This window comes from Pseudomonas sp. TE3644 (assembly GCF_056278815.1).
The window spans coordinates 1817481-1842745 of sequence record NZ_JBWBQF010000001.1 but is presented as its reverse complement, the minus strand read 5'-3'; the positions used below and the strand labels follow the sequence as shown (position 1 = coordinate 1842745).

Sequence of the window (25265 nt, the reverse complement as noted above, 5' to 3'; positions counted from 1 at the left end):
ACAAAAATCCTCGTTTCGCCCCGCAAAGCCCCATGCCCACAATGGTCTTGAGCACTCAACAGGACCCTCCCCCATGACGTTTTCCATCGTCGGCCGCTGCGCCGAAACCGGCCAACTGGGCATTGCCATCAGCTCCTCCAGCATCGCCGTGGGCGCCCGCTGCCCGTGGCTGCGCCCAGGCGTGGGCGCGGTGTCCACCCAGAACATCACCCTGCCGGCCCTCGGCCCGCAGGTGCTTGACCAACTGGAGCACGGCCTCACCCCGGCCCAGGCGCTGGACAAGGCGCTGACCAGCAACGGCTACAGCCAATACCGCCAGGTCACCGCCCTGGACCACCTGGGCAACGCCGCGCACTTCAGCGGCAGCGAAACCCTGGGCACCCACAACGCCGTGGTCGGCGAGCAGTGCGTGGGCGCCGGCAACATGCTGGCCGACCGCGCGGTGATCGACACCCTGGTACGCACCTTCGAAACCAGCGAAGGCCAACTGGCCGACCGCCTGCTGGCCGCCATGCAGGCCGCCGTGGCCGCCGGTGGCGAGGCCGGCCCGGTGCATTCGGCCGCCCTGGTGGTGGTGGGTGAGCTGACCTGGCCCATCGTCGACCTGCGCGTGGACTGGGCCGATGAGGCGCCGCTGGACGAACTGGCCACGCTCTGGCACGCCTACCGCCCGCAGTTGCAGGACTACCTGACCCGCGCCCTGGACCCCACCAAGGCCCCCAGCTATGGCGTACCCGGCGATGAATAGCCGCGCCCTGCTGGCCGACCTGATTGCGTTCGACACCACCAGCCGCGAATCCAACCTACAACTGATCGAGTACGTGCGCGACTACCTCGCCGGGTACGACGTGCCCTGCCAATTGATCTTCAACCAGACCCGCAGCAAGGCCAATCTGTTCGCCACGCTAGGGCCCGATGATCGGCCCGGCATTGTGCTGTCCGGCCACACCGACGTGGTGCCGGTGGACGGCCAGGCCTGGAGCATGCCGCCCTTCACCCTGAGCGAACGTGACGGCAAGCTGTTCGGCCGCGGCGCGGCCGACATGAAGGGCTATATCGCCTGTGTGCTGGCCGCCGTGCCGCAGTTGCTGGCGGCGCCCTTGCGCATGCCCGTGCACATTGCCTTGAGCTACGACGAAGAAGTGGGCTGCCTGGGCGTGCGTTCATTGCTGGCGGAGCTGGCGCAACGGCCGCACAAACCCGTGCTGTGCATCATCGGCGAGCCCACCGAACTCAAACCGGTGCTGGGCCACAAGGGCAAGCTGGCCATGCGCTGCGACGTGCACGGCGCCGCCTGCCATTCGGCCTATGCGCCGCAAGGCGTCAACGCCATCGAATACGCCGCCGAACTGATCGGTGAACTGGGCCGCATCGGCGCCGATCTGCGCGCGCCAGAGCTGCACGACCCACGCTTCGACCCGCCCTTCAGCACCGTGCAGACCGGCGTGATCGGTGGCGGCAAGGCGCTGAACATCGTGCCCCAGGATTGCCGCTTCGACTTTGAAGTGCGCGCCCTGCCTGCCTATGACCCGCGTCGGGTGGCCGAGCGATTGCAGCGTTATGCCTATCGGGACGTGCTGCCGCGCATGCAGGCGGTCAATGCCGCCAGCGCCATTGCGTTCACCGAACTGTCGGCCTACCCCGGGTTGGCCACGGACAGCCAGGGCCAGGCGGCGCAGTTGATTGCGCAGCTGTGCGGGTCGGATGAATTCAGCACCGTGGCGTTCGGCACCGAGGGTGGCTTGTTCGATGCCATCGGCATCGCAACGGTGGTGTGCGGGCCGGGCAGCATGGACCAAGGGCACAAGCCGGACGAGTTTGTCAGCGTGGCGCAGTTGCAGGCCTGTGACGCGATGCTGGTGCGCTTGGCCGAGTACCTCCATGCGTAGCGAAGCTCGATATCTGTGGGAGCGGGCTCTGCCCGCGAAGCGAACACCGCGATGCATCAGGCATTGCGAGGTGTCTTCTTCGCGGGCAGAGCCCGCTCCCACACTGCAGAAAAATCGCGTCAACGCCATTACCTACCCTGGATTCTGGAGACCGCTGTGACTGACTTCACCACCTGGCAACGCCTGGCCCAAACCCAACGCTTCGACACCTGCGCGCATATCGCCGGGCACGCACACGCGGCCCTGTCAGGCGAAACCTTCGCCGTGATCAACCCCGCCACCAACGCCCTGCTGGCCCAGGTGGCCGCCTGTGATGAGGCCGATGTCGACCTGGCCGTGCGCGCCGCGCGCAACGCCTTCGAACACGGCCCGTGGGCGCGCATGGCGCCGCGCGAACGCAAAGCCGTGCTGCTGCGCCTGGCCGAGCTGATCCTGGCCCACCGCGAAGAGCTGGCCCTGCTCGACTCCCTGAGCATGGGCAAACCGGTGATGGACGCCTGGAACATCGACGTGCCCGGCGCCGCCCACGTGTTCGCCTGGTACGCCGAAAGCCTCGACAAGCTTTACGACCAGGTGGCCCCCACCGGCCCCGGCACCCTGGCCACCATCACCCGCGAAGCCCTGGGCGTGATCGCCGCCGTGGTGCCGTGGAACTTCCCGCTGGACATGGCCGCCTGGAAGCTGGCCCCGGCCCTGGCCGCCGGCAACAGCGTAATCCTCAAGCCGGCCGAACAGTCGCCCTTCTCGGCCCTGCGCCTGGTGGAACTGGCCCTGCAGGCCGGCATCCCAGAGGGCGTGTTCAACGTGGTCACCGGCCTGGGTGAACAGGCCGGCCGCGCCCTGGGCCTGCACCCGGACGTCGACGCCCTGGCCTTCACCGGTTCGACCCAGGTGGGCAAATACTTCATGCAATACGCCGCCCAGTCCAACCTCAAGCAGGTGTGGCTGGAATGCGGCGGCAAAAGCCCCAACCTGGTGTTCGCCGACTGCCAGGACCTGGACCTGGCCGCCGAAAAGGCCGCGTTCGGCATCTTCTTCAACCAGGGCGAAGTGTGCTCGGCCAACTCGCGCCTGCTGGTGGAGCGCAGCATCCACGACGAATTTGTCGAACGCATGATCGCCAAGGCCCGCGACTGGCAACCCGGCGACCCACTGAACCCGGCCAGCAAGATGGGCGCCATCGTCGACGCCACCCAGGCGGCGCGCATCATGGAGCACATTGCCGACGCCGAGGCCAGCGGCGCACGGCGCGTGGCCGGTGGCCAGCGGGTGAGCATCAATGGCTCGGACAATTTCATCCAGCCCACCCTGTTCACCGACGTGCGCGCCGACATGCGCCTGGCCCGCGAAGAAGTGTTCGGCCCGGTGCTGGCGATCAGCGCCTTCGACCATGAGGACCAAGCCGTGCACCTGGCCAACGACCACATCTACGGCCTGGCCGCCTCGCTGTGGACCGATGACCTGAACCGCGCCCACCGCGTGGCACGGCGTTTGAATGCTGGCACGGTGTCGGTGAACACCGTGGACGCCCTGGACGTGTGCGTGCCGTTTGGCGGCGGCAAGCAATCGGGCTTTGGCCGCGACCTGTCGCTGCACTCGTTCGACAAATACACCCAGTTGAAAACCACCTGGTTCCAGTTGCGCTGAACGCTTCAACAACACTGACCTTTTCTTGTGGGAGCGGGCTCTGCCCGCTCCCACACAAAACAACAATAACCCAGCTGCACTTTCTTGATTTATCTGCCCGCCACCCATAGAGCGAACGCATGCCATGAATCACCCCACCCCGAAACCCGCCACCCTGGAGCTCAGCACCATCCAGCCCATCGCCCCGGACCAGCGCCACGGCCGCGCCCGGGACCTGTTCACCATCTGGTTCGGCTCCAACATCATGCTGCTGACCGTGGTTACCGGCGCCCTGGCGGTGACCGTGTTCAAGCTGCCCTTCTTCACCGCCCTGCTGGGGCTGATCCTGGGCAACCTGATCGGCGGCGTGTTCATGGCCCTGCATTCGGCCCAGGGCCCGCAGTTGGGCGTGCCGCAGATGGTGCAGACCCGTGGCCAGTTCGGCTCCTACGGCTCACTGCTGGTGGTGGCCCTGGTGGTGATCATGTACCTGGGCTTCTTCGCCTCCAACCTGGTGCTGGGCGGCCAGTCGCTGCACAGCCGCTACCCGCTGTTCAGCACCAACCAGGGCATCGTCCTGGTGGGACTGATCAGTGTGGTGGCCACGGTGTTCGGCTACCGGCTGATCCATGGCTACACACGGGTGATGTCGTACCTGTCGGGCGCCATCCTGCTGCTGTGCTTCGTGTGGATCGTGGCGGTGCACGGCCTGCCTGCGGACTTCTTGCAGCGCAACAGCTTCAACCTGCCGGGCTTTCTCGGCACCCTGTCGGTGGCGGCGCTGTGGCAACTGGCGTACGCGCCCTACGTGTCGGACTACTCGCGCTACATGCCCGCCGACACCGGTGACCGTTCGGCCTTCTGGTCCAGCTATTGGGGCTGCTGCCTGGGCTCGATCCTGCCCATGGCCCTGGGCGTGATCGTCGGCCTGAGCGTGGAGGGCGACATCATCACCGGCCTGATCGAAATGACCGGCCCCATCGCCACCCTGGTGGTGGCGGTGTTCTCGGTGGGCATCGCCGCCACCAACGCCATGAACCTGTACTGCGGCACCCTGTCGGCCATCACCGTGGGCCAGACCCTGGTGCCGAAATGGTCGGCCGGCGCCCTGTCGCGCACCATCACGGCGCTGGTGCTGTTCGGCATTTCCCTGGCCCTGGCGCTGCTGGGCCAGGATGACTTCATGGCCAACTACACCAACTTCATCCTGTTGCTGCTGTACGTGCTGGTGCCCTGGACCGCCATCAACCTGGTGGACTACTACCTGGTGTCCCACGGCAGCTACGACGTGGCCTCGTTCTTCCGTCGCGACGGCGGCATCTACGGCTACTGCAACTGGACGGCGGTGGGCTGCTACGTGCTGGGCGTGCTGGTGCAGGTGCCGTTCATGGCCACCGAGCTGTACACCGGGGTGGTCGCCAAGGCCATGGGCGGCGCCGACATTTCCTGGATTGTGGGGCTGGTGGTGATCTCGCCGGTCTATTACCTGCTCAGCCGCCGTCGCCGCGCCCCCGCGCTGCTGGCCGGGAGAAACGCATGAACACTGACTACGACTACATCATCGTTGGCGCCGGCTCCTCGGGCTGCGTGCTGGCCAACCGGCTGAGCGCCGACCCGCAGGTCAAGGTGTGCCTGATCGAGGCCGGCAGCCACGACAACAGCCCGCGCATCCAGACGCCGGCCGGCACCATCACCTTGTACAAGAGCAAGAAGTACAGCTGGAACTTCTTTTCCGCGCCGCAGAAAAACCTGGGCAACCGCTCGCTGCATACCCCGCGCGGCAAGGCCCTGGGCGGTTCAAGCTCGATGAACAGCATGATCTACATCCGTGGCCACGCCAGCGACTACGACCGCTGGGCGCAGCCGGGCTGGGACTGGAACAGCGTGCTGCCGTACTTCAAGCACTCGGAGAACAACCGCCTGGGCCAGGACCCGGCGCTGCACGGCACGGGCGGCGAGTTGAACGTGGAGGCGGCGCGCGACCCCAATCCGGTGTCGGCGCTGTTCGTCAAAGCCGCCGAAGCCATCGGCATTCGCCGCAACGACGACTTCAACGGCGCGCGGCTGGAAGGTTGCGGTATCTACAACCTGACGCAGAAAAACGCCAGGCGCCTGTCCAGTTACCGCGCCTTTGTGGCGCCGGTGCTGGCGCGTGAAAACCTCACCGTGATCACCGACTGCACGGTGAAAAACGTGGTGCTGGAACAGCGCGTGGCCAAGGGCGTGGTGGTCGACAGCGACGGCGTGCACACCTACCTCAAGGCCCGTCGCGAAGTGATCCTCAGCGCTGGCGCCCTGGGCAGCCCGCAATTGTTACTGGCCTCGGGCATCGGCCCCGCCGCCGAGCTGGCCGAGGCCGGCATCGAGGTGCGCCACGACCTGCCGGGCGTGGGCAAGAACCTGCAGGACCACCTGGACGGCCTGGTGACCGTTCGGTCCAAAAGCCCGCTCACGCTGGGCTTTTCCGCAGGCTCGCTGCCAGCCATCCTGGCCTCGCCGTGGCGCTACCTGATGCGCAAGAAGGGTTGGCTGACCACCAACTACGTCGAAGCGGGCGGCTTTGCCCGCACGCCGCTGGCCGAGGGCCTGCCGGATGTGCAGTTCCACTTCGTGCCCGGCTACCGCAGCCATCGCGGGCGGCTGTTCGAGTGGGGGCATGGGTATGCGGTGCACACCTGCGTGCTGCGGCCGGGCAGCATCGGCGAGCTGCGCCTGGATCGGGACGGCACGCTGGTGATCGACTTCAACTTCCTCAGCGACCCTCGCGATGCGGCCGTATTGGTAGAAGGCATCAAGCTGGCCAGGCGCATCCTTGCCGATTCGGCGTTCGACGCCATCCGCGGCAAGGAGATGCTGCCCGGCGCCCAGGTGCAGACCGATGCGCAGCTGCTGGACTACGTGCGCGACTATGCCGCCACGGTGTTCCACCCCGTGGGCACCTGCAAGATGGGCAGCGACCCGATGGCGGTGGTTGATCCGCAGTTGCGCGTGCACGGGGTGCGGGGGTTGCGAGTGGTGGATGCCTCGATTATGCCGACCTTGATCAGCGGCAACACCAATGCGCCGTGCATCATGATTGGCGAGAAGGCGGCGCAGATGATTCTCGAACCCGCCAATGCGCCTACCGCCAAGATGACCGCGATTTAACCTGAAAACCCTTGTGGGAGTGGGCTCTGCCCGCGAAAAGAACACCGCGTAAACAACAGGAGATACGCGGTGTTCTTTTCGCGGGCAGAGCCCACTCCCACATCTAGGTCACACCCCGCCCGTGTTCGTGCCGAACAACCTTTTTCCTAGCCAGCGACCACATATTTCCTCGTTTTCCTGCCCGCCCACATGGGCCAACATCGACCCTGCCGCACTGAGGCAAAAGGTCCGTCAGAGACCCACCCGCTGCATGTTTTTGGCGTTACGCCCACTGCCCCGAGAAACCCATCAGAAAACCAAGATTCCGGGAGTGTCACATGATCAAGTCGTTCGTATCGCGCTGCGTGCGCCCACTGGCCCTCACCGCGCTGGCCGCCGGCATCGCCAGCGGTGCCCAGGCCGGCACCCTGTCCATCGGCCACACCACCTGGGTGGGCTACGGCACCCTGTACCTGGCTCAGGACCTGGGCTACTTCAAGGAGAAGGGCCTGACGGTCGAGCTGCCCACCATCGAAGAAGCCTCCATGTACATGGCCGCCCAGGCCTCGGGCAAGCTCTCGGGCTCGGCCTCCACCCTGGACGAGATCCTGAAGTACCGCCCGCAGTTCTGCTTCAAGGCCGTGGCCGCCCTGGATGAAAGCCATGGCGGCGACGGCGTGCTGGTGGGCAAGGACGTCACCAGCCTGCAACAGCTCAAGGGCAAGGCCGTGGCCGTCAACGAGGGCTCGGTGTCGCAGTTCTGGCTGGCCTACCTGCTGAAAAACGCCGGCATGAAGATGAGCGACCTGACCATCCAGAACATGACCGCCGACGACGCCGCCACCGCTTTCATCGCCGGCCGCGTGCCGGCCGCCGTGACCTGGGAGCCGCACCTGAGCACCGTGCGCGAGAAAAACGCCGGCAAGGTGCTGGTGGACAGCAGCACCACCCCCGGCGTGATCGTCGACGTGGTGGCCCTGAGCTGCGACGTGGTGGACAAGCAGCCTGACGACGTCAAGGCGCTGGTGGCCGGCCTGTACAAGGCGGTGCAGTACACCAAGGACCACCCGCAGGAAGCATACGCGATCATGGCCAAGGGCGTTGGCGGCTACCTGGCCGACCCGGCTGAGCTGGCCTCGGCGGCCAAGGGCGTGCGTTTCTACGACCAGGCCATGAGCGAGAAGCTGCTGGGCAGCAACGGCAGCACCGGCGAGGCCGCCACCGTCATCAAGCTGGCCAACCAGACCGCCACCGAACTGCAAGGCAAACCGTTCAACGTCAGCTACAGCGACCTGATCGACAACCGTTTCGTCACCCCGCGATAGGAGCCTGGCATGTCCAAGCGCAACTCATGGCTCAACCGCTGCCTCACGCCCAAGACCAGCCTGCCGGTGCAGGTGATCTGGAGCGCCAGCGCCCTGGCCTGGACCCTGCTGATCGGCCTGTGGGCGGTGCTGTCCTACGGCGGCGTGGTGCCGGCGATGTTCCTGCCCACCCCCGGCGCCGTCCTGGACGCTGCCCTGCGCCTGGCCCATGACGGTACCCTGGGCACCCACGTGTGGGCCAGCGTCGAGGTGGTGATGGTGGGCTTCATCCTCTCCTCCCTGGTCGCCGTGCCGGTGGGGCTGATGATGGGCAGCTTCCGCGTGGTGCAGGCGTTCCTGGAGCCGCTGGTGAACTTCATCCGTTACCTGCCGGTGACCTCCTTCGTGCCGCTGTTCATCCTGTGGATCGGCATCGGCCTGGAGCAGCGGGTGTCGATCATCATCTTCGGCGTGTTCTTCCAGCAACTGGTGATGATCGCCGACGTGTCCAAGGGCATCTCCAAGGACCTGATCAACGCCTCCTACACCCTGGGCTCCAGCCGTACCGATGCAGTGCTGCACGTCATCGCCCCGGCCTCGGTGCCCGGCATACTGGACACGCTGCGGGTGACCATGGGTTGGGCCTGGACCTACCTGGTGGTGGCTGAACTGGTGGCTGCCTCCAGCGGCCTGGGCTACCTGAGCCTGAAGGCCATGCGTGGCTTTCAGGTGGACGTGATTTTCCTGGCGATCGCGGTCATCGGCCTGCTGGGCCTGATCACCGATCAATTGTTCCGTTTCCTGCGCATAAAGGTGGCCGCATGGGCTCAGTAACTGCAACCTCACCCCGGCTGGTCACACCGATGAACATCCCCTCCACTGGCGCGCCACGGCTGCAGGTGGACAAGGTCACCCTGCAATACAAGACGCCGTCGGGCGATACCTTCACGGCGCTGGAACAAGTGTCGTTCGAGGTGCCCGACCAGCAGTTCGCCGTGCTGGTGGGACCCTCGGGCTGCGGCAAGTCGAGCCTGTTGTACCTGACTGCCGGCCTGGCCGAGCCTACCAGCGGCGAGATCTACGTGGGCGGCCAGCAAGTGGACGGCCCGGGCGCCGACCGCGGCATGGTGTTCCAGAGCTACACCCTGTTCCCCTGGCTCACGGTGCGGCAGAACATCGAGTTCGGCCTCAAGCGTCGTGGCATGCCGGCGGGCGAGCGCAAGGACATCGTCGAGTTCTACCTCAACGAAGTGGGCTTGCAGCGCTTCGCCGACAACTACGCCAAGCAGCTGTCGGGCGGCATGATGCAGCGCGTGGCCATCGCCCGCGCCCTGGCCAACGACCCGCAGATTCTATTGATGGATGAACCCTTCGGCGCCCTGGACAGCCAAACGCGGCTGCAGATGCAGCAGTTGCTGCTCAAGGTGTGGGAGCACAGCAAGAAGACCGTGCTGTTTGTCACCCATGACATCGACGAAGCGATTTTGCTGGGCGACCGGATATTCGTGATGGGTGCACGGCCTGGGCGGATCAAGCAGGTGCTGGACGTGCCGATCGAGCGGCCGAGGAACCTGGATATGGTGATGGATGCGGAGTTCATCCGCATGAAGCGCGAGATCTTTCACCTGCTGCACGACGACGCCCACTAAAACACCGATCCGTAGCCGCTGCCGCAGGCTGCGCTGGCCCGTTGCCCCGCTGCAGATCTCCAGGGTTCATTCGGGCCAGCGCAGCCTGGCGGCAGCGGCTACGGTGGGTGTGCGTCGCGGTTTACGGCAACACGTGCGTCAACGGCTTGCCCAGCTCGGTGATGTAGGTGCTGACGATCTCGGTTTCCTGCGGCCCATTCTTGACGATGTGCGGGGCACCTGCCGGCGTCTCGAAGGTGTCGCCGGCGTGCAGCACGTGCTCCGGCTGGCCGTCGATGGCGATGGTCACCGAACCGCGTGCCACGTAACCCGACTCAAGGCCTGGGTGGGTGTGGTGCGGGGAGTTGGTGTTGGCGGGCAGCACGATGCGAATCACGTTCACCTCATAGCCTGCCGGGTACACCACGTGCTGCAACACCGTGCGCGAACCGGCGGCGGGTTTTGCCGGTGGGGTCATCGAGGCGCAGCCGCCGATTGCCAGCGCGGTGGCCAATACGGCGCAGGTTTTGCCATTGAAACCGAACATCGTGGGGGTTCCCTTTCCAATATGAAAAAACAAAGACAACAGGATACCTGAGAAAAAATGAATTACCGCGCAAAGCGGCCGGTCAAGACCTATGTACAGGGTAATCTGACGAGGTAACAACCATGACTCTCGAAGCAGACACACTGGCAGAATTGACCGAAGCCTTGCAGCAACGCGGGCTTGTCCTGGTGGCCCAGGTGAAGTTCACCCGGGCGCCGTACCGGCACGATCATCACTGGATTTGCAGCGTGGCCTGACCCCGTAGCCGCTGCCGCCAGGCTGCGCTGGCCCTGTGCCTCGCTGGAGATCTGCGGGGTTCATACGGGCCAGCGCAGCCTGGCGGCAGCGGCTACGCAGTACGGATGGCGGTGCGGGGTAGCTTACGGTAGTGGGTCGAACTTCAGGTCTGCCAGGCTTTGCACTTTGTCTTCGCGGACCATTTTGTACGGGGTCTCAGGGCCGATCCAGCGGTTCCAGATGGCGTCGATCTCGCCTGCCTGGTCCATGGCGCGCAGCGACTCGTTGACCTTGGCCAGGAACGCCGGCTCGCCCTGGCGCATGCCTGCACCAATAGGCTCCAGCGCCATCGGGTCCTTGGCGATGGCCAGCTCCACGCCGCCCTCCTTCGCCTGGCCCACCAGCTTGATGGCGGTCATGGTGTTGGTCACCAAGCCCACCACCTTGTTCTGCTGCAGGGCCATGTAGGCCGAACCGGTGTCCTGGAAGGTCACCGGGGTGGCGTCGGCCATGCGGATCGACTGCTCGGAGGTGGAGCCCTTGGTGGAGCTGATTTTCTTGCCCTTGAAGAAGTCACGCGGCTGCTCGGCGTTGGCCGCACGCACCACCAGGGTTTCCTTGGCGATGTAGTACGGGTCGCTGAACTGGATCTGCTCGGCGCGGCTCTTGGTGTAGGCAAGGTTAGCGAAGATCAGGTCGACACGGCCCATCTTCACTTCCGGGATGCGCGCCTCCACCGACATCGGCTTGAGCTCCAGGGCCACGCCCAGGTGCTTGGCCAGCGCGGTGCACAGGTCCACGTCCATGCCCACCAGCTCGCGGGTTTTCGGGTCCGGGGCGGAGAACGGCGGCACGTCGGCGTATACGCCGCAGCTCAGGCTTTTCTTGCTCATCACATCGCTCAGCTGGTCGGCCTGGGCAACACTGATTGCCAAGGGGGCCAGCGCCAGTGCGGCGAAAATTTTATGCATAGCCATGGGCTTACTCCAGATCAATCAAGGTTGAATTCAGTGGGCACGCAGGTCAGCGATGAAGCGCTGCGCCCGTGGGTGTGACGGCTGGCTGAAGAACTGCTCGGGCGCGGCCTTTTCCAGGATCTGCCCGGCGTCCATGAACCAGATGGTGTCCGCCACTTCCCGGGCGAAGTTCATTTCGTGGGTCACGCACATCATGGTCATGCCTTCCTTGGCCAGGCCTTTCATCACGCTCAGGACTTCACCGACCATCTCCGGGTCGAGGGCGCTGGTGGGCTCGTCGAACAGCATCACCGGCGGCTCCATGGCCAGGGCGCGGGCGATGGCCACGCGCTGTTGCTGGCCGCCCGACAATTGCGCGGGGTAGGCGTTGGCCTTGTGGGCCAGGCCCACGCGGTCGAGCAGTTGCATGGCCTGGGCGCGGGCTTCGCTGGCCTTCAGGCCGCGCACCTTGGTGGGCGTCAGGATAATGTTGTCGAGCACCGACAGGTGCGGGAACAGGTTGAAGCTCTGGAACACAAAACCGACCCGGCTGCGCAGGCGGTTGAGGTTGGCGTCGGTGCCGTTGACGTCCTGGCCGTCGAACAGGATCTGGCCCTTCTGGATGTCTTCCAGGCGGTTGACGGTGCGGATCAGCGTCGACTTGCCCGAACCCGAAGGGCCGCACAGCACCACCACTTCGCCGCGCTTGACCTCGGCGGTGATGTCGGTGAGGGCGTGGTACTCGCCGTACCATTTGTTGATGCTGGAAAACATGATCATCGGATGCATGAAGGCAACCCTCTTCAGTTATCGGTGGTCAGCAGGGAGGCCTGCGGGGCGGTGCTGGTGGTGGTGCCCAGGCGCTTGCGGGCGATGCGCGCTTCCAGCACACCGGCAAGGCGGGTCAGCCCGTAACACAGCACGTAGTAGGTAATGGCCAGGATGAAGAACACCTGGAACGGCTTGGTCAGCAACTGGTTGTTGACCTGGTTGGCCGCAAAGGTCACTTCCTGCACGTTGATCACGTAGCCCAGGGAGGTTTCCTTGATGATCGAGACGAACTGGCTGATCAGGCTGGGCAGCGCGTTGTACAGCGCCTGGGGCAGAATCACCCACACCGTGGTGCGCACATAGCCCAGGCCCAGGGCCCGCGCGCCTTCGTACTGGCCACCGGGCAAGGCCTGGATGCCGCCGCGGATGATCTCGCACAGGTAGGCGCTCTGGTACACCACCAGGGTGCAGAGCATGGTGGTGAAGCCGGTGATGTTGTGGCCGATCAGCAGCGGTACCAGGAAATAGGTCCAGAAAATCACCATCAACAGCGGAATACCGCGCAGCACATACACCCACACCGTGGCCGGGTAGCGCAGCCAGCGCCACGGCGAGACCCGCGCCAGCGCCAGCAGCAACCCCAGCGGGAAGGCCAGCACCAGGGCGCCGGCGGCCAGAATCAGGGTATTGGCCAGGCCGCCCAGGGGGCCGTGGGGGTATTGGCCGATCAGGAACAGCGGCCAGTTGTCGTGGACAATCTTGAAGAAATCGAACATCGCCGCTTACCTCGCCATGGCTTTGCTGAAATGCCGCGCCACCAGGGCGCCTGCGCCCATCAGCAACAGCGAGAGCGCCAGGTACACCACCGTGGCCACCAGGTACGACTCGAAGGTGCGGAAGGTGTAGTTCTCCACTTCCCGCGTCGCGTAGGTCAGCTCCACCACACCGATGGCCATGGCCAGGCTGGTGTTCTTGAACAGCAGCACGCTGTGGTTGATCAGCGATGGCAGGCAATTGCGCACGCCCTGGGGCAGGATCACGTAGCGCAGCGAGCGCACATAGCCCAGGCCCAAGGCGCGGGCGGCTTCGGCCTGGCCGTTGGGGATGGCACGCAGGCCGCTGCGGATGTCTTCGCTGAAATAGGCGGCCTGGCAAAGGCCCAGGGCGATGATGGAAAACAGGTATTCGGTGCTGTAGTTGGCCAGCCATATCTGGGTGTTGTCGCTGAGCAGCGTGGGGATACCGAAGTACCACAGCATCAGCTGTACCAGGGTGGGCACGTTGCGGTGGTAGGACACGTAGGCCGCCACCAGGCGCTCGGCGTATTTGTTGCCGGTGAGGCGGATCGACACCAGCAGCAGGGCCAGCACCATGGCCAGGCACCAGGCAAACAGCGCCAGTTGCAGGGTCATGCCTATGCCCTTGAGGATCAGATCGGCGTATTCGCCCTGGAAAACGGCGGCAAGATCGAAGTCATGCTTCATGGTCAATTCCCATCGACATGCGGCTTGGGGCAGATACAAGGCGCCAGGGTGTTGCCTGGCGCAGTACAGCGACGACGGCTCGGGCCGTTCTTTTGCTGAAGGTGGGGCTCAGCCCTGCCATTCCTGCGGGCGGGCGGTGGACAGGCCGCCCGGCACTTGCAGGGTGGGGGTGATTTCCATGTGGCCGACGTTCATCGACACCGGCGCGGCAATGGCGAAGGCGATGGCATTGGCGATGTCCTTGGCCTCGGGCAATTCGAAACCTTCGATGAAGCGCTGGCGCACTTCTTCGGAGTCGCCGTGCACGTGGGCGAAAATGTCGGTGGCCACACGGCCGGGGCAGATCTCGGTGACCCGCACGCGCTTGCCGAAGGCGTCCACACGCAGTTGCTTGGAGAGCATGCTGACGGCGGCCTTGGTGGCGTGGTAGGTGGCGTTGCCGCCGAAGTTGTAGGCGGCGGCGATGGAGCTGATGTTGATGATGTGGCCGTTGTCGCGTTCTACCATGCCCGGCAGCGCCAGGCGCGCCAGGTGCAGCACGGCGCGCAGGTTGACGTCCACCAGCAGGTCGATGCCTTCGGCGTCGGCCTTGAGCAGCGAGCCAGGACGGTCGACGCCGGCGTTGTTGACCAGCACGTCGAACTGGTAGTTGCCGAACAGCGCGGTCAGGCCGGCCAGGTCGGTGACGTCGATGGCGTGGGCGATGCAGCCGGTGCGTTCGGCCAGCTCGGCCAGCTTGTCGGCGCTGCGGGCCAGGGCGTGCACCTGCAGGCCTTCGGCGCACAGGCGCTCGACCACGGCGGCACCGATGCCGGAGGAAGCGCCGGTGACCAGCGCGGTTTTGTAGTCGGAGAATGGCATGCTGTAGTCCTCAAATCCTGCGTCTGCCTTGGACTGTACCGAGCAGGGCTCGAACCGACCAAGACGCATTGGTTGTGTGGCAATAAGGTGCGCTTATGACCGCACCAGTTGGCTGATCGGGGTGATGACGGCGCCCTGCCCTTCGATGAACGCACGCAGGTCGCGGGCCAGTTCCACCGCGCCCGGCGTGTCGCCGTGCAGCAGGATGGAACGGGCATTGACCTTGACGCGCTGGCCGTCGAGGGTGGTGACGGTGCCGTCCTGCAGCAGCTGGGCAACGCGGTCGCGCACCTGTTGCGGGTCTTTGATGACCGCGCCGGGGGTGCCACGGGGCACCAGCAGGCACTGCGCGTCGTAGGCGCGGTCGGCCAGGAAGGTGGTGGCCACCGGCAGGCCGTGTTTGTCGGCAGCGGCCTCGATGGCCTGGCTGCTGGATGAACTGATGATCAGGTTGCTGTCGAACTGCGCCACGGCGCCCACCAGCACGTCGGCCATCTGGGCGTCGGCGGCCACGCGGTTGCCCAGCGCGCCGTGAAAGCTCATGTGGGTCATGGGGTAGCCGGCCACGGCGGCCATGCCGGCCAGCGCGCCCAATTGGTAAACCACGTAAGTGGCCAGCTCGCCCAGCTCGATGTTCATGGCCCGGCGGCCGAAACCCTGCAGGTCGGGGTAGCCGACGTGGGCGCCCAAGTCGATGCCAAGGGCCTTGGCCCGGCGCACCGTGGTGTCCATGATCAGCGGGTCGCCGGCATGGAAACCGCAGGCCACGTTGGCTGAGGAGATGATCTCCATCAGCGCCTGGTCTTCGCCCATTTTCCACGGGCCGAAGCCTTCGCCTAGGTCGGCGTTCAAGTCGATACGCATGGTAAGCCTCCTCAGCCAGCCAAATCGAATAGCGGCTGGCCGTAGCCCACCGGTTCACCTTCGCCCGCGCGCACGGCGCTGACCTGGCCGTCCTGCGGGCTGCGCACCGGCAGCAGCAGGTGGCCGATCTGCAGCACGCCCACCAGTTGCCCGCTGCGCACCGTATCGCCGGGCTTGACCCAGGCCTTGCGCTCGTCGGGGTGGTGGCTGAAAAACAGCCCCGGGCCGCCGGCCTTGATCGAGGCCACGGATGCCTCGACCACCACGGCCTGCTCAGTGTGCACCGCCGCCTGAACGGGCTGTGCGGCAGCCGACCCACGGCGCAGCAGTAGATCGAAACCGGGGCGCTGGATGTGCAGCACGCTAAGGTTGGCAGCGCCCAGCCAGCCGGCCAGTTGACGGATTTCCTTGATGTTCATGGCGACGTCCTCAAAGGCTGTGCAAGGTCAGCAGGCGCCGCGTGGCGTCGAGGAAGGCGCGGTTAGCCTCCAGGGCGTCCAGGGCTTGCTCATAGGTGCAATGGATAAAGCGCACGTGGCTGCCGATGGGCGCCTGGCCCAGGCGCCACAGGTCGGCTTCGATCACCGTGCCGAACTTGGGGTAGCCGCCGCTGGGCTGGGCGTCGCGCATCTGGATGATCGGCTGGCCGCCATGGGGCACCTGGATCACGCCGGGGACGATGCCGTGGGAGCGCACTTCCAGCGGTTTTTCCGGCAGCAGCGGCTGGCCTTCCAGGCGGTAGCCGTAGCGGTTGCTCTGGGTGGTGACTTTCCATTGCCCGGCCCAGAACGCGGCCTGGGCCTCGGCGCTGAAGCAGTCGTATTCGGCGGCGGGCAGCACACGCATGGCCGGCACGCCGTCCACGTCCAGCGGCAAGGCGCGGGTGGCCAGGCTGACGCCGAAATCGGTGTTGCCGGCGCGGCCTGGGCGGCCAGCCGGCAGGCGGTCGCCCTGCTGCAGCATGCGCCCCTCGAGGCCGCCGAACTCGCCGCGCAACTGGGTGCTGCGCGAGCCCAGCACTTCAGGTACGTCGACACCACCGGCCAGGCACACATAAGCGCGGCTGCCGGCCGAGGGGTAACCCAGCTTCAGCACCTGCCCGGCGCTGGCCTGGGCCACCCAGTTAGGCGGCAGCGCCTGGCCGTCGAGGGTGGCGCCGCAAGCAGCGCCGGTGACGGCAAAGGCGCAGTCTTCGATAAATCGCGCTTCAAAGGGGAACAGCGGAATCTCGATGGCGGCCGCGCCCTCCTCGTTGCCCAGCAGCAGGTTGCCGAGGATCAGCGACAGGCTGTCCATGGCCCCGGAGGTGCCCACGCCGTAGCCCAGGCTGCCGTGGCGCCCCAGGTCCTGGACGGTGGCCAGGGCGGTGGCACTGATGATCTCGATCATCGAATGATCCTCTCGATACGGAAGCGGATGTGGTCGCCGGGCTGCAGCAGTGCCGGGGGTGATTGCAGGGCGTCGAAGAACACCATGTCGGTGTGGCCGATGGTGTTCCAGCCGCTGGGGCCGGCCGAGGCCGACACGCCGGTCTGCACCCCGCCGATCGACACGGCGCCGGCGCCGATGCTGAGCACCGGCACCTGACGGCGTGGCGTGGCCAGGCGTGGGTCCATGCCGCCCAGGTAGCAATAGCCGGGGTGGCTGCCCAGGGCGAACACCGGGTACAGGGGCTCTGCGTGCAGGTTGGCGATGGTCTCGATGTCCAGCCCGGTATGGGCCACCACGTCGGCCATGTGCGGGCCGTGCTCGCCACCGTAGATTACCGGCAGTTCGATGATGCGGCCTTCCAGCGGCAGCGGCTGGCACTGTTCCCAGGCTTCCAGCAGGCGGCTTTTCAGGCCTTGCAGGTCGCGTGGCGGGGTGGCGAAGGTCAGCATCAGGTTGTTCATGCCCGGTACGGCTTCGGCCACGCCGCCCCAGTCCTGGGCCAGGCGGGCCAGGGCCCAGATGCGTTGTTGCGGCGGCAGGTCGAGGCTGCCGGGGGCTTCGAGCAGCAGCGCGGTGGTGCCCAACAGGCTGATGCGCGGGGCGGCGTCCATGTGCATGGCACTCATGATGCGGTCCTCTGTTGCAGCCAGCGTTCAAGGTGATGAATGTCGACGCCGCCCTCGCAGAAACCGGGGTCCTGGAGGATGTCGCAGTGCAGCGCGATATTGGTGCTGATGCCTTCCACGCGCATCTCGCTCAACGCCAGGCGCATGCGCGCCAGGGCCTCGTCGCGGGTGGCGCCGTGGGTGATGACTTTCGCCACCATGGAGTCGTAGTAAGGCGGCACGCGGTAGCCGTGGGTGACGTGGCTGTCCACGCGCACACCGTAGCCGCCGGGGATTTCCCAACGGCTGACCTGGCCCGGGGTGGGCATGAAGGTGTGCGGATCCTCGGCGTTGATACGACATTCCAGCGCGTGGCCCTGCACGCCGATGTCGGCCTGGGTCAGGCTCAGGCGTTCGCCGCGGGCCATGCGTACCTGCTGCTGGACGATGTCGATGCCGGTGGTCATTTCGGTGACCGGGTGCTCCACCTGCAAGCGGGTATTCATCTCGATGAAGTAGAACTCGCCGTCCTCGAACAGAAACTCGAAAGTGCCCACGCCCACGTAACCGATCTGCCGGCAGGCGGCGGCGCAGCGTTCGCCCACCTTGGCCACCAGCGCCGGGTCGATGCCGGGGGCCGGCGCTTCTTCCAGCACCTTCTGGTGGCGGCGCTGCATGGAGCAGTCGCGGGCGCCCAGCCACAGGGCGTTGCCGTAGGCATCGCAGAGCACCTGGATTTCCACGTGGCGCGGGTGGCCGAGGAATTTCTCGATGTACAGCTCGGGGTTGCCGAAGGCGCGGCGCGCTTCTTCGCCGGTCAGGGCAATCGCGTCGAGCAGCTTGTCGGCCTGTTCCACCACGCGCATGCCGCGCCCACCGCCGCCACCGGCGGCCTTGACGATCACCGGGTAGCCGATGCCTTGGGCGATGGCGAGGATGCTGTCGGCGTCGTCCGGCATGCTGGTGTCCGGCCCCGGCACGCAGGGCACGCCGGCTTCACGCATGGCGCGCTTGGCCGACACCTTGTCGCCCATGGTGCGGATACAGGCGGCGCTGGGGCCGATGAAGGTCAGGCCGGCCTGCTCCACGCGCTCGGCGAAAGCGGCGTTTTCCGAGAGGAAGCCGTAGCCGGGGTGGATGGCCTGGGCGCCGCTGAGTTCGGCGGCGAACAGCACGGCGGCGTGGTCCAGGTAGCTTTGGCCGGGGGCCGATGGGCCGATGCAGATGGCCTGGTCGGCCAGTTGCACATAGCGGGCGTCGCGATCGGCTTCCGAATACACGGCCACGGTCTTGAGGCCCAGACCCTGGCAGGCGCGCAAAATGCGCAAGGCGATTTCGCCGCGGTTGGCAATAAGGACGGTATCGAACATCACACGGCCTCCAGGCGGAACAGCGGCTTGCCGGCCGCGACTTCTTCGCCGCTGGCGGCCAGGATGGCCTGGACGATGCCGGCGCGTTCGGCCTTGAGCGGGTGAAACATCTTCATCGCCTCGACCACCGCCAGGGTCTGGCCGGCTTCCACCCGGTCGCCCAGTTTGACGAACGGGGGTTGGTCCGGGGCGGGTGTCAGGTGCAGCACGCCGTACAGGGCGGCGCTGGCGTCGAAGGTGTCGCTGATCGGTGCCGGTGCTGCGGCTTGCTTGAGCGGCGCAGCGACCGGGCTCGCCACGGTCGCCGACTGACCGTCGCGCAGCAGTCGCAACTGGGTGTCGCCTTCGTTGAGGCTCAGCTCGCTGAGGTCGGATTCGGCCATCAGGTCGATAAGCGCTTTAATGCGTTCCGGGTTCATGCAAAGGCCCCTGCCGTGAATAGTAAAAGTGGCTGGATGAACTCTATCGAGCGCACAAAATCACGGCCAAGACGGTTTGACTGTGGGGAGATAAGGGCGGCTTATGACGGGTAGACGGGGCAGGCAGCGCCAATGCATCAGGCCATGGCACGAAGGCTGGCAACTCCAAACCATCAGGCCATGGCACAAAGGCTGGCAACTCCAATCCAACAGGCCATGGCACGGTGCTACAAACGTGGGAGCGGGCTCTGCCCGCGAAGCGCCGCGCGGGCGGCGCTCGATCTCAAGAGCGCTAGAAAAACATCGGCTAGCACCTGGTAGCCCTGACTCGATTCCCAGACATGCCAGAGCGGGCTTCGCTTTGCCCCCACTGGGGATAGCATCAAGGCCGCCAAGTGCCAGTCGATGCTTTTCCAGAGCCCTCAAAATCGAGCGCCGCCCGCGCGGCGCTTCGCGGGCAGAGCCCGCTCCCACGTTTGTTGCACCGTGCCATGGCCTGTTGGATTGGGGTTGCCAGCCCTTGTGCCATGGCCTGGTGGATTGGCGTTGCCAGCCTGGTTTGCTCGGCTTTGAAGGTGTGTGAAGCCGCATTGCTCAAGCCTGCACCGACACCAAATTCCCACGCATCTCGGCAATCAGCTCCAACAGAATCGCCTTCACCGCCTGAGCCGGCACCGACAGCGGCAAATGCCCCGACAGGCACAGCGCCAGCGGCGCTTCGATGTCGGGCGCGGTGATGCGCAGCAGGTGCGCCTCATGCACTGCCACCAACGCGCGGGCAGCAGACTCGGGGAGGATGGTGGAACCGAAATGCTCGCTGACGGCGGTGGCCAGGGTGGTGGACGACTCCACCTCGGCAATCACCCGGGCGCTGAGGCCGATTTTCAGGAAGGCTTCGTCCACCAGGCGGCGCATGGTGTTGTAGGTGCGTGGCAGCAGCAGTTCCAGCTCGGCGACTTCGGCCAGGCCGATTTCATCGCGCTGTTGCAGTTCGGGGTCGGCGCTGACCAGGTACAGCTGTTCGCGCATCAGCGGCACGAAGGTCAGGCCGTGCACTTCGCGGCCGCCGTACAGCACGGCCATGTCCATGCGGCCGTTCATGATCAGTTCGCTGAGGGTGGTGCCGAAGTTTTCGTTGAGGTACAGCAGGATACCGGGGTGGCGTTCGCGTACCCGGCGCAGCAACGGCAGCGACAGCGCCGAGGCGGCAGTGCCGGGGGCCAGGCCGACCGAGACCTGGCCGGACAGGGCGAAACCGGTGGCGTTGACGTCGCTCTGTGCCTGCTCGCACTGGCGCAGGATCAGTTGCGCGTGGCCGTACAGCACCTTGCCCGCTTCGGTTGGCGTGACGCCGCGCTTGGTGCGGATGATCAGTTGCTGCTGCATCTCGGCTTCCAGCGTCACCAGTTGCTGACTGAGGGCGGGCTGGGCGATGTGCAGCACGTCGGCGGCCTGGGTCAGGCTGCCGACATCGACGATCTTCACGAAGTACTTCAAACGACGCAGGTTCACGGGGGTGGCACTCAGACAGATGGACTCTTGAGGCTACAGAGCAAGACCTGGGCCAGTTTTCGACTCAGCAGTCACAACCCCAGTCATAAGCACGCCCTATATTGGCCATCCCCCGGCGCGTAGCCGCTGCCGCCAGGCTGCGCTGGCCCTGGAGTACACCCAGTAAATCCCCTGTGAATGCGCGGGCCAGCGCAGCCTGGCGGCAGCGGCTACAGGTGCGCACCATGATGGTGCGAAAGCGGTCATAAGCTGTGCCTATCAACCCAGAACAAACTTGTCTTATCAGCCCCGTCGCCGCCCCTCGTAACGTAGCCGCCATCAGGCCACCAACGAGGACTTCCCCGTGACCGCTTCCCGCATCGCCGCCCGTGTGCATCGCATCAAACCCTCGCCCAGCAGCGCCGCTGCCGACCGCGCCAACGAGCTGCGCCGCGCCGGCAAGTCGATCATCAACCTGGTGGTGGGCGAGCCCGACTTCGATACCCCGGCGCACATCCGCCAGGCTGCCTGCGCCGCCATCGAGAACGGCGAAACCCGCTACACCCAGAACGCCGGCACCCCGGAACTGCGCCAGGCCATCGTCGCCAAGCTCAAGCGCGAGAACGGCCTGGACTACACCGCCGCCCAGGTGGTGGTGACCAACGGCGCCAAGAGTGCGATCTACAACGCCTTCTCGGCCACCCTGGGCCCGGGCGATGAAGTGCTGATCCCGGCGCCGTACTGGGTGTCCTACCCGGACATGGTGCTGGCCTGCGAAGGCGAGCCGGTGACCCTGGCCTGCACCGAGGAACACCACTTCAAGCTGACCGCCGAACAACTGCGCGCCGCCATCACCCCGCGCACCCGCTGGCTGCTGCTGAACTCGCCGAGCAACCCCACCGGCGCCGTGTACCACGCCGAAGAGTTGCGCGCCCTGGCCGATGTGCTGCTGGACTACCCCGACGTGCTGGTGATGACCGACGACATTTACGAGCACATCCGCTACGACGACCGCCCCGCCACCCACATCCTGGCCGTGGAACCGCGGCTCAAGGACCGCGTGCTGGTGATCAACGGCGTGTCCAAGTCTTATGCCATGACCGGCTGGCGCATCGGCTACGGTGCCGGCCCGGCCGACCTGATCACCGCCATGGCGACCCTGCAGTCGCAGTCCACCAGCAACGCCTGCAGCGTCAGCCAGGCCGCCGCGCTGGCGGCCATGAACGGTGACCAGAGCTTCATCGCCGAGAGCCGCGCCGTCTACCGCCAGCGTCGCGACCGTTGCCTGGAATTGATCAACGCCATCAACGGCCTGAGCTGCATCCCGCCCGAAGGCGCCTTCTACCTGTACGTCAACTGCGGCGCCGTGCTGGGCAAGCGCACGCCGCAAGGCCAGGTGCTGGAAAGCGACAGCGATTTCATCCTCTACCTGCTGGAAAGCCAGGGCGTGGCGGTGATCCCCGGCAGCGCCTACGGCCTGGCACCGTTCTTCCGCATGTCAACCGCATCGGCGATCGAGACCCTGGAAACCGGCTGCCAACGCATCGCCACCGCCGTCGCGGCGCTGGTGTAAGGGGCCGATGATGACGATGCCGAGCCACAGCGCCCTGACCTTCAAGAAAGCCTTGCTGGCCATGCTCGGCATCTCCCTGGTGCTGATGCTCTCGGCCCTCGACCAGACGGTGATCGGCAACGCCTTGCCGAGCATCGTCGCCCAGTTGCAGGGCTTCGAGCTGTACGCCTGGGTGGCCACCGGTTACCTGCTGGCGTCGATCGTCACCATCCCTATTTTTGGCCGTTTGGGCGACTACTACGGGCGCAAGCCGTTCGTGCTGGCGGCCACTGTGATCTTCACCCTGGCGTCGCTGGTGTGTGCGCTGGCCACCGACATGCTGGTGCTGGTGCTGGGCCGGGCCCTGCAAGGGGTGGGCGGCGGCATGCTGATCGGCACCGCCTTTGCCTGCATTCCCGAACTGTTTCCCGACACCCGTCAGCGCCTGCGCTGGCAGATTCTGCTCAGCGCGCTGTTCAGCGTGGTCAACGCCATCGGGCCTGGCCTGGGCGGCTACCTGACCGGCGCGTTCGGCTGGCGCTCGGTGTTCTACATCAACCTGCCGCTGGGCGCGGTGGCGCTGTTTTTCGCCTGGCGCTACCTGCCCCATTACCGCCCACTGCAAAGCCGCGCTATTCGCCTGGACTGGCTGGGCGCGCTGCTGATCGCGGTGGCGCTGGGCAGTCTGCAACTGTTCGTGGAATGGCTGGGCCAGGCGCGGGTGTGGGGCAGCGCGATACTGGGTGTGGTGTGCATCGCCGCTGCGGTTGGGCTGTGGTGCTGGGAGCGTCGCTGCAGTGAAGCGTTGCTGCCTGCCGCGCTGTTCCGGTCGGCCAGTGTGCGCCTGCTGTTCGTGCTGTCGCTGCTGGCCGGCGCGATCATGTTCACCCTGCTGTTCTACCTGCCACTGCTGCTGCAAGGCAGCTACGGTTACAGCCCGCAAGACGCCGGACTGCTGATCACGCCGCTGGCCCTGAGCATCACCTTGGGCGCCATCGTCAACGGCCGCATCATTACCCACCTGCGCAACCCCAACCTGATCCCCCTGGCCGGCTTCGCCGTGCTGCTGGTGGCCTGCGCCGGGTTGTCGCTGGTGGGCCTGAATGCCTCTTTCCACGTGTTGCTGGGCCTGATCCTGCTGGCCGGGCTGGGCCTGGGGTTCATCCTGATGAACCTCACGGTGTTCACCCAGACCCTGGCCGAGCGCCAGTTCCTGGGCATCGCCACCGCCCTCACCCAGTCGCTGCGGCTGGTGGGTGGGTTGCTGGGCACCGCGGTGATGGGCGTGCTGGTCAAGCTGCTGTACGCCAGCCACCTGCAAGGCGCGTTCATTGCCGCCGGCCACGCCGACGCCCTGCCCCGTTATATCGACCCGCAAGTGCTGCTCCAGGCCAGCGACGACCCGGTGCTGCTGCACCTGGCGCGCCAGGCCCTGGCCCAGGCCCTGGGCAGCGGCCTGCTGCTGTGCGCAGGCCTGGGCGTGTTGGCCCTGTGGGCGCTGTACCGCTTGCCCCCGGTGGCGCTGACCCGCGCCCCGGCCCCTGTTGCTCCTGACGAATAATAAAAATCTTTGACTGCCGCCATTGCCTGCCTCTCACAACATTGACTACAGCATGAGGAATAACCGATGGTGCTTTTGAATCGCGCAGCCAACCGCGCCCCCACCCTCCTGGCCGGCCTGTGCGGGCTGGTCATCGCCCAACAGAGCAACGCCGAGGGCTTTATCGAGGACAGCACCGCGAGCATTCTGGCGCGCAACTTCTTCAGCAACGCCGACAACCGCAGCGGTTCGGCCAACCCCAACTACACCCAGGAGTGGGGCCAGGGTTTCATCCTCAACTTCAAGTCCGGCTACACCCCCGGCACCGTCGGTTTCGGCGTAGATGCCATCGGCATGCTGGGCATCAAGCTGGACTCGGGCAAGGGCCGGCACTACAACCCGTCGGGCAGCAGCTACAACGGCAACATCTTCCCCACCGACGATGGCCGCGCCGCCGATGAATTCGGCAGCCTGGGCGCCACGGCGAAGATGCGCTTCGCCAAGACCGAAGTGCGCGCCGGTACCCTGGTGCCGATGCTGCCGGTGGTGATGTCTACCGACCGCCTGCTGCAACAGACCTTCAATGGCACGCAGATCCAGTCCAAGGATTTGAACAACTTCACCTTCATTGCCGGGCAACTGGACAGCGTCAAGGGCCGTGGGTCGACCAACCAGATGGGCATGTCGATCCCCGGGTCCAACAGCCGCCTGACCGGCAAGTTCGTGCACAAGTTCCAGTACGCCGGTGTCGACTGGAAAGCCACGCCCGACCTGTTACTGCAGTACTACTACGGCGGCCTGGAAAACTTCTACAACCAGCACTTCCTGGGCCTGGTGCATAACTGGCAGGTGGGCCCCGGCACCCTGCGCACCGACCTGCGCTACTTCAACAACAGCTCGGCCGGCAAAAACGGCAATGACTCGGATTACTACACCGCCGGCTACTACGGCGATGGCGTGACCAAGGGCAAGGTCGACAGCCAGCTGTCCAGCGCCTTGTTCACCTACAAAGTGGGCCCGCACACCCTTGCTGCCGGCTTCCAACAGGTGACCGGGGACAGCGATGCGGTGTGGTTGAACCAGGGTGACGGCTCTACCTCGTACTTCATCACCGAGTCGATGATCGGCAAGTTCCAGCGTGCTGGCGAGCGCACCTGGCAGGTGCGTTACGGTTACGACTTTGCCGCGCTGGGCGTGCCGGGGCTGACGTTCCTGGGCATGTACGAAAGCGGCTCGGGCGCGCGTACGGCGACGGGCGAGAAGAGCGAGTGGGAACGCAACCTTACCGTCAGCTACACGGTGCAGTCGGGGCCGGCGAAGGATTTGAACATTGCCTTGCGCCATGCCGCGATGCGTTCCGAGTTTACCGGGGTGCGTGATCAGGATGAGCATCGGGTAATTGTGAGCTACCCGATCAATCTGTTCTGATTCTGGGCTACCTGGCCCTTGTGGGAGCGGGCTCTGCCCGCGAAGGGCACACCGCCGTGTGTCAGCACCCATGCGGTGTGCCCTTCGCGGGTAGAACCCGCTCCCACACAGAACCTGCTCCCAAATGGAAGGTGGG

Annotated in this window: 25 protein-coding genes; 12 read left to right on the top strand and 13 right to left on the bottom strand. The window is 65.7% G+C overall.

The features are described from left to right. The first annotated feature begins 73 nt into the window (after positions 1 to 73). The 8 genes from ACZ9GA_RS08265 to ACZ9GA_RS08230 all read left to right on the top strand — a co-directional run bounded on the left by ACZ9GA_RS08265 (position 74) and on the right by ACZ9GA_RS08230 (position 9594). Positions 74 to 748 carry a DUF1028 domain-containing protein gene (locus ACZ9GA_RS08265; protein WP_457363150.1) on the top strand — a complete coding sequence of 225 codons (675 nt, stop codon included), beginning with the start codon at positions 74 to 76 and terminating at the stop codon, positions 746 to 748. Further along, positions 741 to 1889 (top strand): acetylornithine deacetylase, encoded by a 1149-nt coding sequence (gene argE / locus ACZ9GA_RS08260; protein ID WP_457363151.1) that lies wholly within the window; start codon positions 741 to 743, stop codon positions 1887 to 1889. The genes ACZ9GA_RS08265 and argE overlap by 8 nt, the downstream gene beginning before the upstream one ends. A 156-nt stretch (positions 1890 to 2045) precedes the next feature. Then, positions 2046 to 3536 (top strand): aldehyde dehydrogenase, encoded by a 1491-nt coding sequence (locus ACZ9GA_RS08255; RefSeq protein ID WP_457363152.1) that lies wholly within the window; start codon positions 2046 to 2048, stop codon positions 3534 to 3536. Positions 3537 to 3660: 124 nt separating this feature from the next. Beyond that, positions 3661 to 5055 (top strand): purine-cytosine permease family protein, encoded by a 1395-nt coding sequence (locus ACZ9GA_RS08250; RefSeq protein WP_457363153.1) that lies wholly within the window; start codon positions 3661 to 3663, stop codon positions 5053 to 5055. After that, the gene (locus ACZ9GA_RS08245) at positions 5052 to 6662 is read left to right on the top strand and encodes a GMC family oxidoreductase (RefSeq protein ID WP_457363154.1); all 1611 of its coding nucleotides are present in this window, start codon (positions 5052 to 5054) and stop codon (positions 6660 to 6662) included. Before ACZ9GA_RS08250 ends, ACZ9GA_RS08245 begins: the two co-directional genes overlap by 4 nt. Positions 6663 to 6979: 317 nt before the next feature. Then, entirely contained in the window at positions 6980 to 7966 is a 987-nt protein-coding gene (locus tag ACZ9GA_RS08240; RefSeq protein ID WP_457363155.1) for an ABC transporter substrate-binding protein, read from the top strand. 9 nt (positions 7967 to 7975) lie between these two features. Then, complete coding sequence (locus ACZ9GA_RS08235; RefSeq protein ID WP_457363156.1) at positions 7976 to 8779, top strand: ABC transporter permease; 804 nt, start codon at positions 7976 to 7978, stop codon at positions 8777 to 8779. Beyond that, complete coding sequence (locus ACZ9GA_RS08230) at positions 8767 to 9594, top strand: ABC transporter ATP-binding protein (RefSeq protein ID WP_457363157.1); 828 nt, start codon at positions 8767 to 8769, stop codon at positions 9592 to 9594. The genes ACZ9GA_RS08235 and ACZ9GA_RS08230 overlap by 13 nt, the downstream gene beginning before the upstream one ends. A gap of 121 nt (positions 9595 to 9715) precedes the next feature. Here the strand turns inward: ACZ9GA_RS08230 and ACZ9GA_RS08225 are convergent, their stop codons facing one another. Further along, the gene (locus ACZ9GA_RS08225) at positions 9716 to 10120 is read right to left on the bottom strand and encodes a cupin domain-containing protein (RefSeq protein WP_457363158.1); all 405 of its coding nucleotides are present in this window, start codon (positions 10118 to 10120) and stop codon (positions 9716 to 9718) included. A gap of 122 nt (positions 10121 to 10242) precedes the next feature. Between ACZ9GA_RS08225 and ACZ9GA_RS08220 the strand changes: the two genes are divergently transcribed. Then, positions 10243 to 10377, top strand: a complete 135-nt coding sequence (locus ACZ9GA_RS08220; protein WP_455925099.1) for a hypothetical protein — start codon at positions 10243 to 10245, stop codon at positions 10375 to 10377. A gap of 123 nt (positions 10378 to 10500) precedes the next feature. Here ACZ9GA_RS08220 and ACZ9GA_RS08215 read toward each other — a convergent pair whose 3' ends face one another. The 12 genes from ACZ9GA_RS08215 to nac form a co-directional block, all read right to left on the bottom strand. After that, complete coding sequence (locus ACZ9GA_RS08215) at positions 10501 to 11334, bottom strand: ABC transporter substrate-binding protein (protein WP_457363159.1); 834 nt, start codon at positions 11332 to 11334, stop codon at positions 10501 to 10503. 30 nt (positions 11335 to 11364) lie between these two features. Further along, positions 11365 to 12093: an amino acid ABC transporter ATP-binding protein gene (locus ACZ9GA_RS08210; protein ID WP_457363774.1), complete on the bottom strand. Its 729-nt coding sequence runs from the start codon at positions 12091 to 12093 to the stop codon at positions 11365 to 11367. Between the two features lie 23 nt (positions 12094 to 12116). Next, a complete protein-coding gene (locus ACZ9GA_RS08205) occupies positions 12117 to 12860 on the bottom strand; it encodes an amino acid ABC transporter permease (protein WP_457363160.1) in 744 nt (247 codons plus the stop codon). A 6-nt stretch (positions 12861 to 12866) separates the two neighbouring features. Then, positions 12867 to 13568, bottom strand: a complete 702-nt coding sequence (locus ACZ9GA_RS08200; protein WP_457363161.1) for an amino acid ABC transporter permease — start codon at positions 13566 to 13568, stop codon at positions 12867 to 12869. A gap of 108 nt (positions 13569 to 13676) precedes the next feature. Beyond that, a complete protein-coding gene (locus ACZ9GA_RS08195) occupies positions 13677 to 14429 on the bottom strand; it encodes an SDR family oxidoreductase (protein WP_457363162.1) in 753 nt (250 codons plus the stop codon). 93 nt (positions 14430 to 14522) lie between these two features. Next, positions 14523 to 15293, bottom strand: coding sequence for a LamB/YcsF family protein (locus tag ACZ9GA_RS08190; RefSeq protein WP_457363163.1), 771 nt, complete (start codon positions 15291 to 15293; stop codon positions 14523 to 14525). Positions 15294 to 15304: 11 nt separating this feature from the next. Continuing rightward, complete coding sequence (locus tag ACZ9GA_RS08185) at positions 15305 to 15712, bottom strand: acetyl-CoA carboxylase biotin carboxyl carrier protein (protein ID WP_457363164.1); 408 nt, start codon at positions 15710 to 15712, stop codon at positions 15305 to 15307. Positions 15713 to 15722: 10 nt separating this feature from the next. Further along, the gene (locus ACZ9GA_RS08180; RefSeq protein WP_027981303.1) at positions 15723 to 16682 is read right to left on the bottom strand and encodes a 5-oxoprolinase subunit C family protein; all 960 of its coding nucleotides are present in this window, start codon (positions 16680 to 16682) and stop codon (positions 15723 to 15725) included. After that, a complete protein-coding gene (gene pxpB, locus ACZ9GA_RS08175) occupies positions 16679 to 17350 on the bottom strand; it encodes a 5-oxoprolinase subunit PxpB (protein WP_457363165.1) in 672 nt (223 codons plus the stop codon). The genes ACZ9GA_RS08180 and pxpB overlap by 4 nt, the downstream gene beginning before the upstream one ends. Beyond that, the gene (gene accC, locus ACZ9GA_RS08170) at positions 17347 to 18699 is read right to left on the bottom strand and encodes an acetyl-CoA carboxylase biotin carboxylase subunit (RefSeq protein ID WP_457363166.1); all 1353 of its coding nucleotides are present in this window, start codon (positions 18697 to 18699) and stop codon (positions 17347 to 17349) included. The genes pxpB and accC overlap by 4 nt, the downstream gene beginning before the upstream one ends. Next, complete coding sequence (locus ACZ9GA_RS08165) at positions 18699 to 19118, bottom strand: acetyl-CoA carboxylase biotin carboxyl carrier protein (protein ID WP_457363167.1); 420 nt, start codon at positions 19116 to 19118, stop codon at positions 18699 to 18701. Before ACZ9GA_RS08165 ends, accC begins: the two co-directional genes overlap by 1 nt. A 594-nt stretch (positions 19119 to 19712) precedes the next feature. After that, positions 19713 to 20630 (bottom strand): nitrogen assimilation transcriptional regulator NAC, encoded by a 918-nt coding sequence (gene nac, locus ACZ9GA_RS08160; protein WP_457363168.1) that lies wholly within the window; start codon positions 20628 to 20630, stop codon positions 19713 to 19715. Positions 20631 to 20973: 343 nt separating this feature from the next. On the opposite strand from nac, the gene ACZ9GA_RS08155 reads away from it, so the two are divergent. From ACZ9GA_RS08155 to ACZ9GA_RS08145, 3 genes are all read left to right on the top strand, one after another. Beyond that, positions 20974 to 22182, top strand: coding sequence for an aspartate transaminase (locus ACZ9GA_RS08155; RefSeq protein WP_457363169.1), 1209 nt, complete (start codon positions 20974 to 20976; stop codon positions 22180 to 22182). A 10-nt stretch (positions 22183 to 22192) separates the two neighbouring features. After that, positions 22193 to 23722, top strand: coding sequence for an MFS transporter (locus ACZ9GA_RS08150; protein WP_457363170.1), 1530 nt, complete (start codon positions 22193 to 22195; stop codon positions 23720 to 23722). A 66-nt stretch (positions 23723 to 23788) separates the two neighbouring features. Next, complete coding sequence (locus ACZ9GA_RS08145) at positions 23789 to 25129, top strand: OprD family porin (RefSeq protein WP_457363171.1); 1341 nt, start codon at positions 23789 to 23791, stop codon at positions 25127 to 25129. Positions 25130 to 25265: the final 136 nt, after the last annotated feature.